This window comes from Methanosphaerula subterraneus (genome assembly GCF_052055875.1).
GTDB lineage: Archaea > Halobacteriota > Methanomicrobia > Methanomicrobiales > Methanospirillaceae > Methanosphaerula > Methanosphaerula subterraneus.
The window spans coordinates 1,913,552-1,927,061 of record NZ_CP170508.1 but is presented as its reverse complement, the minus strand read 5'-3'; the positions used below and the strand labels follow the sequence as shown (position 1 = coordinate 1,927,061).

The window sequence follows — 13,510 nt, the reverse complement described above, 5'->3', positions numbered from 1 at the left end:
CCTCTAGACCTTCTGTCTGTTGTTGACCATCCCGGCCTGTGGGGCCGGCTTTTTACCGGATTTTTTGCCGGGTTTCTGTTCCCGGTACTGCCTGAGCGTCACCGTCAGGTCCCTGGTGAACGCGAAGTAGCCGATCTGGGTGTTTCTGCAGAGCTTCATCGCCATGTCCATCAGCCCGCGAGGGTCAGGGCGTGCCTCGCCGAGCCAGATATGGAAGATGTTCCCGCCGTCGACGATCGGGAAGAAGACATGCTCGACCTCCATCCTTCTTGGCAGTGGGACGTCGGCCCCGGGGGCCACGTGCGTGCCGTTGGTATAGTAGATCGGGAGGTCATGGGTGGTCCCGATCCGGGCCAGAGCGTCCGGCAGGTTCCCCTTGATCACCTTCATCGCATGCGCCCGGTACCGCCGGTCGATCAGATCGGCGACCGCGAACCGCTGTCCGGTCGTCTCTGCCGGGGTTCTGGCCAGGGCGATCGTCATGTGGTGCCGCTCTGAGAGTTCCTTGGCATACAGTTCCATCTCGGTCATCGCCCGGATGGCCAGCGCGAAGGCCTCCCGCGACTGGTGCAGCTCGGTCCCGACATGGTGCTGCACCATCTCGTTCACCCCGACGATCCCGATCGTGTAGACGAGCGACTCCAGGTCCACAGCCACGGCTCCCCGTTCGCCGGTGTTCGGGTCCTTGGGCCGCTGCATCGCGAACGGCATCCGGCCGTTGGTTCGGATCAGGTTCATCCACCGGCGCTTGATCTTGAACGCCTCGACGGCCCGATCCATCAGGGCCTTCAGCTCGGCGAAGAGGCGACTGTCGTCCCCTTCTGCATTGTAGGCCGCACGCGGGCAGTTCACCGAGATCACCTGCCAGGAGCCCATCGAGAAGTGCATCCCGTCTTTAAAGATCAGCTTGTCGTCAAATCCGGTGTCCTTCTCGGCGAGGGTGGAGAACTGGTAGGCGCAGCACTGGTAGCAGGAGATCCCCTTGCCGGCCCCGCGGTACGCCGGCATCTGGTTGTCGTAGTACGGGGTTCCAAACTTGGATGCGAGCTCGAACGACTTCAGGTACAGTTGCTGGTAGGTGGGGAGGTCGGGATGGGCCGCGTTGAAGCCTTCGTCCTCCTGCATGAAGTCAGGCTCGATGGAGATCTCGGGCTTGGGGAACGAGAACGGTTTGCCCCAGGCGTCCCCCTCCATCATCACCTCCATCAGGGCGAGGAAGAGGAGCCTGACCTCCCGCTCGAATTCGCTGTACGTCCGGAGCGGCGCCTGTTCCCCGTCCCAGACCTTTCCCTTGTACACGCAGGGTTTATCCTTCCAGAGCGTCGGCACCCCGGGGGAGAGCTGCACCGACGAGAAGACCAGCTGTCCGCCCCGGGCGACCATCATCTGGGTCATCTCGTACACAAACATCTGCATCAACTGCTTGATCTCTTCGTACGGAACCCCTTCGACGAACGGCGCGAGGAAGGTCAGGAAATTGTAGTACCCCTGCCCGCCTGCAAAGTTGGTCTGGGCTGACCCGAGCGCCTTGACGGCGTGGAGCACCGCCACCTCAGCTCTTTTGGCAGGGCCGGCCACCGAGGCCTTGGTCCCGTTGCCGTCAGGCATCAGCCCGTAGTACAGGAAGTAGCGGAGGTCCCAGTCCTGGCAGAACGGGCGCGTGCCGAAGTACTCCAGGTCATGGATGTGGATGTCCCCGGCCAGGTGATGGTCCGCGATCGCCGGCGGCAACTGAAGCAGGTACTGTTCCTTGCTGATCTTGTCGGCCTTCTTCTTGTGCGAGGTCTCTGCGTTCTCCTGCAGGTTCGCGTTGTCGTGCGCTTCAAACCCTCTGCCGACGTCGATCAGGTGGGCGTCGTAGACCGGCGTCCCGACCCTGGTGCAGACGTTCCGATACTGGACCAGCCCGTGCTCGAGGAGGGTGATATTCATGATCTCACGGATCAGCGGACCGGAGAGGGCGGTCAGGTGGAGCGCGAGGATCCGCTCCTCAACCTCTGCCGCAATCTCCCGGGCCAGCTCGACGGTGGCCCCGGTGTAGCCGTAGAAGGTCTCGACCAGTTTCGTCTCTTTCTGGATCTGCTGGACGATCCGTTCCCGGTCCCACTCGAGGATGTGCCCGTCCGAGGTCCGGACCGGCGGCAGGATCGGAACCCAGACCCCGTCGAGGGTGGTCTGCTGTGTCTGCTGCGTCACATCTGGTCACCCTTGATGAAGGGCCCCACGTTCTTCTCGTTCACCGCGCCGCCGGTGAAGAGGTCTGCGGAGGTCAGAAAGGCGACTCCGCGCTGCAGCACCGGGGCCTCGTTCACAAAGACCCCGTTCAGCCGCAGCTCGGTCAGGGAGGCCGCGGTGGACATGTCCTCCTCGGTATAGGCCACCCCGTGCTCCTTCAGGTATTCCTTCAGAATCTCGCAGTTCGGACAGAACTCAAGTGTATATACGGTCAATTTTGGCGCCGGCGACATCAGACTCCCTCCATGAAGTAACAGTACCATAGGTCATCGCCGCGGTAAAATGTGTTCGATCCTCTGCCGCCCACTATCTTCATCAACCTGTATGGAGACTCTGGTACCACGTGTCTGAAAGAGAGAGCCCGCGTGACCGGTTGATGGGGATCACCCCTGTCCGGAGGCAGTCATTCATCGGGTTCATGTCCGCGATCGGCTCGACGATCGTCGGATTCATCTCGACGGTCTATATCGCCCATGCGGCCGGAGCCGGCCCGCTCGGGGCCTTCTTCCTGCTCACCGCCTATGCAAACATCCTCAACCTGATCGCCGACGGCGGCTCCGGTGGGGCGGCGGTACAGCGGATCGCAGAAGGAGTCGAGGAGAACGCCTACTTCTCCGCCTACACCGCAGTCCGGCTGTTCCTCTGCCTGCTGACCGTCGGGGTGCTGCTGGTCGCACGCCCGTTTCTGGTGGATCTGGACCAGGCCGGCCTCTTCCCCTGGCTGGTCGTCGCCGTCCTGGTCGGCACCGCCGGCGCGCTGGCCGCCACCGGGGTCTATGGCAGGGGGAAGGCCGGGGTCTCGCAGATTGCCGAGCTGACCGGCACCATCGTCCGGGTCCTCGGGCAGGTGGTCCTGGTCGCACTCGGGTACCTGGTGGCCGGCCTGGCCGGCGGGCTGGTGGCCGGGATCGCTGCAACTGCGCTCGTCAACTACCGGTTCCTCGATCTCTCCTTCGTCTGGTTCCAGCGGCGTCACCTCGCCGGCCTCTGGGCATTCGCCGTCTGGTCGTTCCTCGGCGGGGTCACCGCCGTGGTCGTCGGCTCCGTGGACACGATCCTGCTCGGCCACTTCCTCCCGAACAGCGATGTCGGGTTCTACCGGACCGCCCTTCAGCTGGCGACGATGGCCCTCTTCACCACCCTGGCGGTCCGCTCCTCACTGGGCCCCCGGATCAGCCGATGGTACCGGGAGGGGGAGGTCGCGGCTATCGAGGACGCGCTGGCCCGGGCCTTCACCTACGCGTTTCTGCTCGGCGCCCCGGTCTGCACCGGTGGGTGGCTGCTCGGCGGACGACTCCTCTATTACCTGTACGGGGAACCATTTGTGGTCGCCGCCCCGGCCCTGGCCATCCTCTTCGCTGCCGAGGCTGTGACGATCCTGGTGACCCTGGAGGGAATGTGCCTCGGCTCGATGAACCGCCCGCGCGAGACCTTCACAGCCGCGGCTGCCGCGGCCGCCGTGCTGCTGCTGCTGGACCTGCTGCTGATCCCGGTGGTGGGGATCACCGGGGCCGCCGCCGGGCTGCTCGCCTCGATGGTGGTGAACTGGGTCCTCCTCCATCGCTCGCTGAAGCGGCACATGGTGGTCAGGATAGAGCGGCACTCGATCCGTGTGCTCCTCTCCTCGTCGGCGGTGATGGGCGCGGTGGTGCTGCTGTACCAGGCGGTTGTGCCGCTCGCCACCCTGCCGGCCCTGCTCGGGGCCGTGCTCGTCGGGGGGATCGTCTACGGGGTGCTGGTCCTCCGGGGGGATCAGGCTGTCCATGACGAGATTGCGACCCTTGCGAGGGATCTCGGTCTCCCCTGGCCGACATGGCTCTGATCGATCACACTTTAGTAGTTCACTGCCCATATTCTCTGCAATGGTCAGGGCATTCATCGGAATTGACCTTCCTGCATCGATCAGGGAGGAGATCGCGGCTGTGCAGCCGGCGCTTCGGGCTGTACCGGCAGACATCTCGCTGGTCAACCCTGCGATCATTCATATCACGCTCCGCTTCATTGGCGAGGTTACCGAGGAGGAGATCGGCAGGATCAGGGCTGCTCTCCAGACGATCCGGTTCAGCCCGTTCCCGGTCTCGATCGGGCCGGTCACGCTGAACAGCCGCTCCCGGCCAAGGGTGATCTGGTGCGGTGTCGAGGATCAGGGGAGGTGTGCGGCGCTCCACCAGGAGATCGAGGCGGTCCTCTCCCCGCTCGGATACGAGCCCGAAGCACGAGCCTTCACCCCGCATGCGACGGTCGGACGGATCCGACGGAGCCACCCCTCCCTTGAAGGGGTCGTCGATACCCTCGGCCGGGACGGGTTCGGGAGTTTTGAGGTCGGGGAGTTCACGCTCAAGCAGTCCATGCTGACGGCACGGGGACCGATCTATACCGACCTCTGTGTGGTGACGTTGTGAACGGGGAGGAGGTCAGCGCGGTGCTGGCCCGGGTCATCGAAAGGATCCGACCAGATGCCGGGGAGGTGGCGGCGATCCGGCAGGTCGCAGACAGGCTGATCGCTGCTGTTAGAGCATCCGGCGCCGCAGAACCGATGGTGGTCGGGTCGGTGGCCCGGTCCACCTTCGTCAAAGGCGACCGTGACCTGGACCTCTTCATGCTCTTTCCGCCTGATCTCTCCCGGGAGGCGCTCGAAGAGCAGGGGCTCGGACTGGCCCGCTCATTGGCCGACCAGTTCGCGGGCAGGTACCAGGAGAAGTACGCCGAGCACCCGTACATCAACACCACCATCGATGGGATCGATGTCGACCTGGTCCCCTGCTACAGGGTCGCCTCAGCGACGGCCATCCAGTCGGCGGTGGATCGGACTCCGTTCCACACCCGGTACGTGATCTCCCGGATCGGGAACCTCGCCGATGACGTGCTCCTGCTCAAGCAGTTCGCCAAGGCCTGCGGGGTCTACGGTTCAGACCAGATGACCGAGGGGTTCGCCGGCTACCTCTGTGAGCTGCTGGTCCTCTATTATGGCGGATTCCTGCAGGTGCTGACCGCGGCCTCTGCATGGCGGGCGAGGACCGTCATCGACCCCGAGCAGCACGCGGCCAGAACATTCGATGAACCGCTCGTCGTCGTCGATCCGGTCGACCCAAACCGGAACGTCTCCGCCTCGGTCTCCCTCTCCCGGATGTTCGAGTTCGTGGAGATGGCCCGGGGGTTCCTCGAACACCCGGGAGAAGAGTATTTTCAAATCCCTGGTCCTGAAGCAATCAGCAGGGAGAACCTCGTCGCACTACTCGAGGTCAGGGGGACCTGCCTCTGTGCCGTGACCTTTGCGACTCCGCCGTTCATCGAGGATGTGGTGGTCCCGCAGCTCCGTCGCTCCCTCGAGGGTACCTGCAACCTGCTCGAACGGTCCGGGTTCATGATCAATCGGGCGGACGCCTGTATGGGGGAGGAACAGTGCATGCTCCTCTTTGAGCTGCTGACCCCGTCGGTGGCCCGGATCAGGCGGCACATCGGCCCGCCGCTCTCCAGCCGGGAGAATGCAGAGAAGTTTTTGGAGAAGTACAGTCATCCCTCCCTCACCGTGGCCGGCCCGTACATCGAGGACGGGCGGTACGTGGTCGAGGTGCTCCGCCAGTTCACCACCCCCGAGGCGCTGCTCGGCTCGGAGACGCTCCTCGCGGTCTCGCTTGGAAAGCATGTCCGCCGGTCACTGAAGAAGGGATGGCAGGTCAGTCTGGGTAGTGACTGCTGGTTAGAGGAGTTTGCACAATTCCTCAACGCATTTATGAACGCCTCGTCTCCGCTGGTCCGCCTCCTGCGGAGAGAGGCCGGCAGGGACCAGAACTGATCAGATCACCTCCTCCCCACGCTCACCAGTCCTGACCCTGATCACCTGTTCGAGTGGGATCACAAAGATCTTGCCGTCCCCAATAACTCCGGTCCGGGCACTTGAGCAGAGGGTTTCGATCACCTTTTCAAGAGCGCTGTCCCTGACGACCACCTCGATCTTGATCTTTGGGAGCATATCGATCACGTACTCCGACCCCCTGTACTGCTGTGTGATCCCCTTCTGCTCGCCCCGCCCCTTCACATCGGAGACGGTCATCGAGGTGCATCCGATCTCCTCGAGGGCCTTCTTCACCTGTTCAAACTGCGTCTCGCGTATGATCGCTTCAATCATCTTCATGATACTCCCTCCGGACAGGCGCTGCTGCCCGTTTCTCCACTGGAGATAGAAGTTTATTTCCTACTATCTTTATTTAATAATATCTTTATTCAGAGTCACTGGGTCGTCCGGACCTGCGATGCCCGATCCTTTCACAACTCAGAGAGCATCCTGTCTTTCTATCCAGAAAAAGGTATGGGAGTCAATTCAGGAGCGTGCTGGTCGGAGGTGTCCGGGACTGGACGGAACGAAGCGGCCTAGGTTTCTTCTGCCCATGCAAGCGCTCCGACCGTGCCGGACGAGAAGACAAAGGTATATATCCTTGCTCCCTGTATTTGTTGCTAGACAGAGCCCTGCCCTGGCACCAGGGTGCTGCTTCTTCCTTGGGTGACAACCGATGATCACAGTCCTCTTTGTGGATGATGAACCCGACTTTCTCGACCTGGCCGGTGACATGCTCAGCCGATATACCGATTTTGCGGTGGACGTGCTCGTCTCGCCTGAAGAGGCGCTTGAGAAGGTCCGGACCGGGTTCTATGATGTCGTGGTCTCCGACTATGATATGGAGGGGATGAACGGGATCGCACTCCTTCGGACGTTGCGTGGGGAGGGGAACACGATCCCCTTCATCATGATGACCGGCATCGGCTGCGAACACACCGCAATTGAGGCGCTGAACAGTGATGCGGACTTTTATCTGGAGAAAGGTGAAGAGCCGGGCGTGATGTTCGATCATCTCGCCCGCAGGATCCGTGAGGCCGCCCACCGGCATCTGACCGCCCAGGCACTCAAACAGGCGAACAAAAAACTGAACCTGCTCTACAGTGTGACCAGGCATGATATCCTGAACCAGCTGACGATCGCTCTCGGGTTCGTCGAGATCATGAAGAACAGGATCTCTGATCCCTCAGAACTGCGGTATATGGAGAAGATCGAGCGGTCATCAAAGGCCATCTTTTCGCTGATCGAGTTCACGAGGACCTACCAGGAGGTCGGAATCAGACCGCCGGCCTGGCAGTATCTGGCCGGCACCCTCAGGGGATCGGTGGCCTCCTTCGACCTCGGCGGGGTCACCTTCACCCAGGACGTCGGCGTCTTTGAGGTCTATGCCGACCCGCTGCTGGAGAAGGTCTTCTCGAACCTGATCGACAATGCGCTCAGACATGGCGAACATGTGACCGCCATCACCGTCACGGCCGGTCTGAGAGAGGACGGGTCGCTCTCGATCAGGGTCGAAGACGACGGTGTCGGGGTTCCTGCCTCCGATAAGGAACGGATATTTGAACGGGGGAGGGGCAAAAACTTTGGATGGGGCCTTTTTCTGGTCAGGGAGATCCTCTCGATCACTGCGATGAGTCTGCGGGAGACCGGGGTCTATGGCAGCGGTGGACGGTTTGAGATCCTGGTCCCTGCCGGTTACTTCCGGTCTGATCCGCACTGATATAGGTTCAGCCTTCCAATCTGACCCATATGGAAGCTGAGCAGAACGACCGGGGTCGGCAGCGTCATGCGGTGATCCAGGCCGTCCTCTCAGCCTCATTCTTCGGGGCGACGGTCCCGCTCTCCAAGCTCTTTCTGGAGGATGCCGGTCCCCTGCAGGTCTCGGGGCTGCTGTACTCGGGTGGGGGAATGACCCTGCTGGTCTGGACGGTGCTCCTCTACCTTGGCGGACGAATCCCTGCAGACCAGTGGATTCGGAGGATCGACCTCCCGTGGCTCTCAGGGGCGGTGCTGGCCGGCGGCGTCGCTGCGCCCGCGGTGCTGATGATCGCCCTGACCATCACCCCGGCAGCCACCGCCTCACTCCTCTGACCACCGAGGGGATCGCCACCGCCCTGCTGGCCGCCCTCTTCTTCTCCGAGCAGATCAGACGACCGGTCTGGATAGGAATCGCCTGCATCACCGGTGCGAACCTCCTCCTCTCACTGGAGTCGGAAAACGGGTGGGGCCTCTCCCTCGGGGCGCTCGGAGTCGTCCTCGCCTGTCTGCTCTGGGGGCTCGATAACAACCTGACCCGGCGTGTCGCTGCCAGGAACCCGCAGATGATCGGGGCGGTGAAGGGGTCCGTAGCCGGCAGTTCTGCCCTGCTCCTGAGCTGGATCGTGCACGAGCCCGCCGCATCCCCCTTCGCCACCGGTGCCCTGCTCCTGATCGGGGCTCTCTGCTATGGTCTCTCGATCGTCCTCTTCATCAGTGCCGTCGGGACGCTCGGGGCCTCCCGGACGGCGGCCTTCTTTGGGACCGGCCCGTTTGCAGGGGCTCTGGTCTCGTTCCTCCTCTTCCAGACCGCCCCGACCCTGCAGTTACTCATAGCACTACCCCTCTTGATCGGTGGGACGCTGCTGATCGCCAGCGTGCATCGCACCCCGTTCCGGTCGGGTTGAGAATCTTTATCAGCGGCCACCTCCACCACTCTAGATCATCATGAAGGAGAAGCGGATGGGCCATGAGCATGACCCCACAGAACGGTTGACCTGGCAGGATCGCGACCAGATCCTCGGATCTATCGGGGTCGCGGAGGGGGAGACCTTCGTCGATATCGGCTGCGGGGACGGGTTTTTCGCCCTGCCGGCTGCGGTCCTGGTCGGGCCGACCGGTGTGGTCTACGGGATTGACATCGACGAGGGGCGGTTGACCCGGCTTTCGGTGCAGGCCAGGGAGCAGGGGATCTGGAACATTCGCCTGGTCAGAGGTGAAGCCGAGGAGACCGTCCCCTGCGAGGGGTGTGCCGACATCGTCTTCTTCGGGACCTGTCTTCACGACTTCGCCGACCCGGTCACGGTGCTGCAGAACGCCCGGCTGATGCTGAAGCCGGGGGGGGTGCTGGTGGACCTGGACTGGAAGAAGGAGGAGATGCCGATCGGCCCCCCGCTCCGGATCCGGTTCAGCGAGCAGGAGGCCGCCGCCCTGATCACCGGCGCCGGGTTTCTGGTCAGGGAGGTCGTCCCTTCGGGGCCGTACTGTTACCTGCTGACCGCAGCACTACCTTCGGACGACTGAGGAGAGCCCGTCCTCCTTGGTGACCTGGTAGAGCGTATCGACGAACCCTTCGAGTTCCTTCTCATGCGAGACCATGATCAACTGGTCGCAGCCGGCGTCCAGGAGGATGTCGCGCAACCGATAGAGCTGGGCGGCGCTGAACCCGTCGGTCGGTTCATCCAGGATCAGCAGTGACTCCTGGTCGGCACCGACCTCTTTTCTGACGATCGTGTTTAAAGCCAGTCGGTAGGCCAGGGCCAGCGAGGTCCGTTCCCCGCCCGAGAGGCCGTCCGCGTCCACCTCGAAGCCGTCCTGTTCGACCAGCGGGGTGAAGGCGTCGTCCACCCTGACCGAGATCTCCTCTGCTGCGATCAGGTCGGTGAACCACTGCTGGAAGAAGCAGTTGAAGGTCTCGTTGATCTGGGCCAGCCTGGACCGTTCGATCGATTCGACGGCTGGGAGGAAGTGATCACGGAGCCATCGCCGCTGCTCCTGGTACACCTGCATCCTGCCGGCCTTCGCCCGTTTATCCTGGATCACCCCGTCCAGATCCTCGCAGAGCTTCGTCTGGCCCTCCACCTCCCGTTGCAGCCGGTCCAGCACCTGCTGCTGCTCCAGAACCACCTCTCGCTGCCTGGTCGCGGTCGCCTCCAGGGTTGTCAGCTCTGCAAGCTTTCCTTCGGCGTCGGCGAGTTCCTGCTGCCCTGCTCTGATCGCTTCGTCCAGGGCCAGCATCTCAGCCGTCACCGACCGGAGCGCTTCCCCGTTGGCAGCCCTCCGCTCCAGCAGGGTCGGCTTTGTTCCAACCCGGGCGGCCAGGGCCAGGCAGGTCTTCTCGACCTGCTCCTCCTCGAGTGTCTGAATCGTCTCCTTTGCATGGAGGTATCCGGCCACCTCGCCGGCGAGACCTTCTATCGCGAGGACGATCGCCTGCCGCTGTTGCCGAAGATCCGCAGCAAAGGTGCCGGTGCTGAGCGCCTTGCGGATCGTCTCCTCCTCCTCGACGACGGCGCCGAGCCGTCCCTTCTCCTGTTGCAGTCTGTCGATACCGGCTGCAATCCCGGCGAGCTCGGTCCTCTGCCGGGTGCAGGCCCGTTGCTGCTCTTCGAGCGCTGCCTGCTCGGCCTGTGCACTGCCGACCATCTCGTCGGCCTCTCTGATCAGCCCCCGGAGATCCCGCTGCCAGCCCAGGATCTCGTCGACCTTCGCCCTGGTCTCCTGTTCCATCGTGGCCAGGTGCTTCCTGGTCAGGGTCTGCCGGCACTGCGGGCAGGTGGCCCCCTCTCCGATGGCAGCGATCTGGTCCCAATCGGTGGTCAGGGTCGAGAGGGCCTTCGCCTGGGTCTCCAGTTCGCCCTCGATCCTCCCCTTCCCCTGGACCAGGGAGTTCACCCGGGCGGTCACCTCCGGCAGTCGGGCCACCGCTGCTTCGAGGGGTCCAAGAGACGCCATGATCGCCTGCTGCCGGTCGATCAGCTCGTGCTGTTCGTCGTGGATCGCCTGCACCCGTGCCAGGTCCTTCTGGCACCGGTTCGCCCGGTCCCGCAGATGGGTCTCCTCGGCCCTGATCCTGGCTGTTATGGCCTCTACCCTACCCTGCAGGTCCCGGTGCTGGAGATACTTCCCTTCAAGGGCTGCGATCACCTTCTTCTGCTCCTGCAGGCCTGTGTACTTCGGCATCAGCCCGGTGAGGGTCTCTTCGTCCTGTGCGATCAGGGCGAGTTCTGTGTCGATTCGGTCCGTTTCTTCGGTCAGTCCCAGGTGCTGCGCCCGTCTGGCCTCCCTGGTCGAGATCAGCCCGGGGAGGGTACTGCGGAGGGTGATGGTCCGCTCCCGGAACGGAAGGAGATCTTCGATCGCTTCCTCGGTCCTGGCGACGGCCCCGGTCAGGGTCGCGAGGAGCGCTGCCTGCTCGGCCGCCCCGGCCCTGGCCTGCTGAGCGCTGAGCAGCGCCGTTGCATACCGCTGCTCGTCCTCCCCGAGGCCGCTGCAGAGCCGGTCGTAGACCTCGATCTCTGTGTTCAGCCACTGCCTGATCACGGCCTCCTCGGTGTTGGTGGCCGCCCACCGGTACTGCTCGATCCCGAACGCCCGCCGGAGGATGTCGAGCCGCTGCTCCTCCTTCATCGAGAGGACGGCCTTCATCGCCTCCTGCGGGGTGTAGATCGCGTATCGGAAGATCCGGGAGGTGGCTTTTGGGTCGGGCTGTTCATGGAATCCGAGGATCGCGAGCACTCTAGGCTTCAGTTCAGCGGGGGTCGAGGTCTCCTCCCCCATTGGCCCGGTCAGCGAGCACGGACCCTGGGTCGCTCCCCTTCTGTTCCTGATCAGTGTCCGCCTGACCGTATACTCCTCCTCGCCGGCGATGAAGGTGAGGCTGACCTCGCCCTGCTTCTGGTTGTGCCGGAGGAGATGGGTTGACTTCACGTCTCCGAGGCCGAAGAGCCCGAACTCGATGGCCGCGAGGATCGTCGACTTACCGCTCCCGATGTCGCCTGAGAAGAGGGAGATCCCGGGCGAGAAGTCGATCGTCACCGGTTCCTCGCCATAGCTCCGGATGTTTTTGACCCGGAGCTGCACCAGATGGAGCATCAGCAGTCCCCCTGATGCCGGAGGAGGGGCTCGACACCGCCCCTGATCCGGTGGTTGAAGTCGTCTTTCCGTTCACCCTCACGAGGCTCATCTTCGAGGGCGGCCAGGAGTTTGACAGCGGTGGAGACTCCGTCCTCCCCGGTCAGGGCCATGAGCACGCCCCGGGCCTGCCCGTCCGTGACCCGGGGGTCAGGGGAGAAGGTACCGGTGGACTCGGCGAAGATCGTCCGCTCGATCTCCTCCCGGTTCTCCCCGGCGATCACCCTGCCGGCCGGTGCTGGCGATCGGAGGCCCGATCTGCTGATCTTCACGACAAGCGCCCCGTCGGCCTCCAGCTGCCGCCGCACCTCTTTAACGTCGACTTGGTGCGGGGCGCCGGAGGAGAGGGTCCCTCTCACCGAGAGGAGGACGATCGCTCCTGCGACGTCCAGCCTGTTCCGGACCTCCTCGAGCAGTGCGGTCACCTCGGTCGGGCTCTTCTGATCGGCCTCGACTCGCTCGATGATCACGTCGGGGAGGTGGACCGGTATGAATTCGCTGGTCGCCTCCCCTTCCTGAAGGGTCACCAGGAAGAACCCGCGGCCGGCGCCGGTCGCCAGCGCCTCGAGGTCCCTGACCTGGTGGCCGAGCAGGGGGCCGGGGTAGGCGATCGTCCCGTAGCCGTCCACTCTCTCTGATATACGGGTATGGATATGTCCGCCTGCATAGTAGGCGAACCCGCGGGGAAGGAGTGCGAGCGGCACCCCCTCCTCGAACTGTTCGCCCACCGGCTGCAGCTCGCTGATCGCCGAGTGAAAGAGGAAGACCTTCGTCCCCTCCTCCTCTTCCAGCCAGGCCCGGTCCAGATCCTGGTAGAGGGCTGCCTCCAGGCCGTTCTTTCTCCCGTAGATCCCGGTCAGCTTCACCCCGGTGGGCTGATCGACCACGAAGGGTGGGCGGAGTCCTTCTCCGTCGGCTCTCTGCCAGTCCCCCTCAGGGGTGACCCTGCAGAAGAGACCGGCCGAGGCCAGGATGTCAATGATCGAGGTGCCGGTCGGGGAGTAGTCGTGCGAGCCGTAGGTCAGGTAGGTCCGGATCCCATGGTCTGAGAGCCGTTTCAGATGGGTGACGGCCTCCCGGACAACGCCCAGGTCGGGGAGGTTCCCGTCGAAGAGGTCGCCGGCGATCACCACAAAGTCCACCCTCTCCCGAATACAGGCCGAAATCGTTTCAGAGAAGGCGGTCATGTTCAGGGCCGAGAGCATCCGCTCACGCCATGCGCCGATATGGAGGTCCGCCAGGTGGGCGAACCTGGCCTGCACAGGACTCTCTTGCATCGATCCCACAGTATCAGATGGACGTGCGATCTTGATTTATTAGATCCCTGACCGATCAGGACTCACTGAGAAGAACCCCGCTCTTGGCGATGTTCTCCCTCTTCAACTCCTGGATCAGCACGGTGACGATTCCGGGATCGATCTGGAAGGTCTCTGCAATCGAGCGTGTGATCTCCTGGACGACTCTCCGCTTCTGGTCAAGACTCCGTCCCTCTGCCATCTGTATTGTAACGACCGGCATACCCTGATCAGGTCAGCCTCCAGGGATATCGCA

General features: G+C 63.3%; 13 protein-coding genes. 7 read left to right on the top strand and 6 right to left on the bottom strand.

What is annotated here, in order from left to right; translation table 11 throughout:
- Positions 1–3: 3 nt before the first annotated feature.
- Both nrdD and ACFKSJ_RS09265 read right to left on the bottom strand, forming a co-directional pair.
- Positions 4–2,196 carry an anaerobic ribonucleoside-triphosphate reductase gene (gene nrdD / locus ACFKSJ_RS09270; protein WP_440949516.1) on the bottom strand — a complete coding sequence of 731 codons (2,193 nt, stop codon included), beginning with the start codon at positions 2,194–2,196 and terminating at the stop codon, positions 4–6.
- A complete protein-coding gene (locus tag ACFKSJ_RS09265; protein WP_440949515.1) occupies positions 2,193–2,468 on the bottom strand; it encodes a glutaredoxin family protein in 276 nt (91 codons plus the stop codon). The genes nrdD and ACFKSJ_RS09265 overlap by 4 nt, the downstream gene beginning before the upstream one ends.
- A 110-nt stretch (positions 2,469–2,578) precedes the next feature.
- Here ACFKSJ_RS09265 and ACFKSJ_RS09260 point away from each other — a divergent pair, with 110 nt between their 5' ends.
- Genes ACFKSJ_RS09260 through cca form a run of 3 tightly spaced genes read left to right on the top strand, consistent with a single transcriptional unit; the run spans position 2,579 to position 6,031 of the window.
- The gene (locus ACFKSJ_RS09260; protein WP_440949514.1) at positions 2,579–4,057 is read left to right on the top strand and encodes an oligosaccharide flippase family protein; all 1,479 of its coding nucleotides are present in this window, start codon (positions 2,579–2,581) and stop codon (positions 4,055–4,057) included.
- A 40-nt stretch (positions 4,058–4,097) separates the two neighbouring features.
- Positions 4,098–4,637 (top strand): RNA 2',3'-cyclic phosphodiesterase, encoded by a 540-nt coding sequence (gene thpR / locus ACFKSJ_RS09255; RefSeq protein WP_440949513.1) that lies wholly within the window; start codon positions 4,098–4,100, stop codon positions 4,635–4,637.
- The gene (gene cca / locus ACFKSJ_RS09250; protein ID WP_440949512.1) at positions 4,634–6,031 is read left to right on the top strand and encodes a CCA tRNA nucleotidyltransferase; all 1,398 of its coding nucleotides are present in this window, start codon (positions 4,634–4,636) and stop codon (positions 6,029–6,031) included. The genes thpR and cca overlap by 4 nt, the downstream gene beginning before the upstream one ends.
- Here the strand turns inward: cca and ACFKSJ_RS09245 are convergent, their stop codons facing one another.
- Positions 6,032–6,370 (bottom strand): P-II family nitrogen regulator, encoded by a 339-nt coding sequence (locus ACFKSJ_RS09245; protein WP_440949511.1) that lies wholly within the window; start codon positions 6,368–6,370, stop codon positions 6,032–6,034.
- Between the two features lie 376 nt (positions 6,371–6,746).
- Here ACFKSJ_RS09245 and ACFKSJ_RS09240 point away from each other — a divergent pair, with 376 nt between their 5' ends.
- The 4 genes from ACFKSJ_RS09240 to ACFKSJ_RS09225 are packed head-to-tail and all read left to right on the top strand — an operon-like array spanning position 6,747 to position 9,349.
- Positions 6,747–7,790: a response regulator gene (locus ACFKSJ_RS09240; protein ID WP_440949510.1), complete on the top strand. Its 1,044-nt coding sequence runs from the start codon at positions 6,747–6,749 to the stop codon at positions 7,788–7,790.
- A gap of 29 nt (positions 7,791–7,819) precedes the next feature.
- Positions 7,820–8,161: an EamA family transporter gene (locus ACFKSJ_RS09235; protein ID WP_440949509.1), complete on the top strand. Its 342-nt coding sequence runs from the start codon at positions 7,820–7,822 to the stop codon at positions 8,159–8,161.
- Entirely contained in the window at positions 8,062–8,733 is a 672-nt protein-coding gene (locus tag ACFKSJ_RS09230) for a DMT family transporter (RefSeq protein ID WP_440949508.1), read from the top strand. The genes ACFKSJ_RS09235 and ACFKSJ_RS09230 overlap by 100 nt, the downstream gene beginning before the upstream one ends.
- A gap of 40 nt (positions 8,734–8,773) precedes the next feature.
- Positions 8,774–9,349 (top strand): class I SAM-dependent methyltransferase, encoded by a 576-nt coding sequence (locus tag ACFKSJ_RS09225; RefSeq protein ID WP_440949507.1) that lies wholly within the window; start codon positions 8,774–8,776, stop codon positions 9,347–9,349.
- Here the strand turns inward: ACFKSJ_RS09225 and ACFKSJ_RS09220 are convergent.
- From ACFKSJ_RS09220 to ACFKSJ_RS09210, 3 genes are read right to left on the bottom strand one after another with little or no spacing between them, the layout of a single operon-like run.
- Positions 9,332–11,920 (bottom strand): AAA family ATPase, encoded by a 2,589-nt coding sequence (locus ACFKSJ_RS09220; RefSeq protein ID WP_440949506.1) that lies wholly within the window; start codon positions 11,918–11,920, stop codon positions 9,332–9,334. The two genes, ACFKSJ_RS09225 and ACFKSJ_RS09220, sit on opposite strands and share 18 nt — an antisense overlap.
- On the bottom strand, positions 11,920–13,236 hold the full coding sequence (locus ACFKSJ_RS09215) for a metallophosphoesterase family protein (RefSeq protein ID WP_440949505.1): 1,317 nt from the start codon (positions 13,234–13,236) through the stop codon (positions 11,920–11,922). The genes ACFKSJ_RS09220 and ACFKSJ_RS09215 overlap by 1 nt, the downstream gene beginning before the upstream one ends.
- Before the next feature lie 55 nt (positions 13,237–13,291).
- A complete protein-coding gene (locus ACFKSJ_RS09210; protein ID WP_440949504.1) occupies positions 13,292–13,477 on the bottom strand; it encodes a tautomerase family protein in 186 nt (61 codons plus the stop codon).
- Positions 13,478–13,510: the final 33 nt, after the last annotated feature.

Excerpts from the sequence above, each read along its gene's own strand:
- ACFKSJ_RS09265 (WP_440949515.1), bottom strand. The coding sequence starts at position 2,468 with ATGTCGCCGGCGCCAAAATTGACCGTATATACACTTGAGTTCTGTCCG.
- thpR (WP_440949513.1), top strand. The coding sequence starts at position 4,098 with ATGGTCAGGGCATTCATCGGAATTGACCTTCCTGCATCGATCAGGGAG.
- ACFKSJ_RS09245 (WP_440949511.1), bottom strand. The coding sequence starts at position 6,370 with ATGAAGATGATTGAAGCGATCATACGCGAGACGCAGTTTGAACAGGTG.
- ACFKSJ_RS09240 (WP_440949510.1), top strand. The coding sequence starts at position 6,747 with ATGATCACAGTCCTCTTTGTGGATGATGAACCCGACTTTCTCGACCTG.
- ACFKSJ_RS09235 (WP_440949509.1), top strand. The coding sequence starts at position 7,820 with ATGGAAGCTGAGCAGAACGACCGGGGTCGGCAGCGTCATGCGGTGATC.
- ACFKSJ_RS09225 (WP_440949507.1), top strand. The coding sequence starts at position 8,774 with ATGAAGGAGAAGCGGATGGGCCATGAGCATGACCCCACAGAACGGTTG.
- ACFKSJ_RS09220 (WP_440949506.1), bottom strand. The coding sequence starts at position 11,920 with ATGCTCCATCTGGTGCAGCTCCGGGTCAAAAACATCCGGAGCTATGGC.
- ACFKSJ_RS09215 (WP_440949505.1), bottom strand. The coding sequence starts at position 13,236 with ATGCAAGAGAGTCCTGTGCAGGCCAGGTTCGCCCACCTGGCGGACCTC.
- ACFKSJ_RS09210 (WP_440949504.1), bottom strand. The coding sequence starts at position 13,477 with ATGCCGGTCGTTACAATACAGATGGCAGAGGGACGGAGTCTTGACCAG.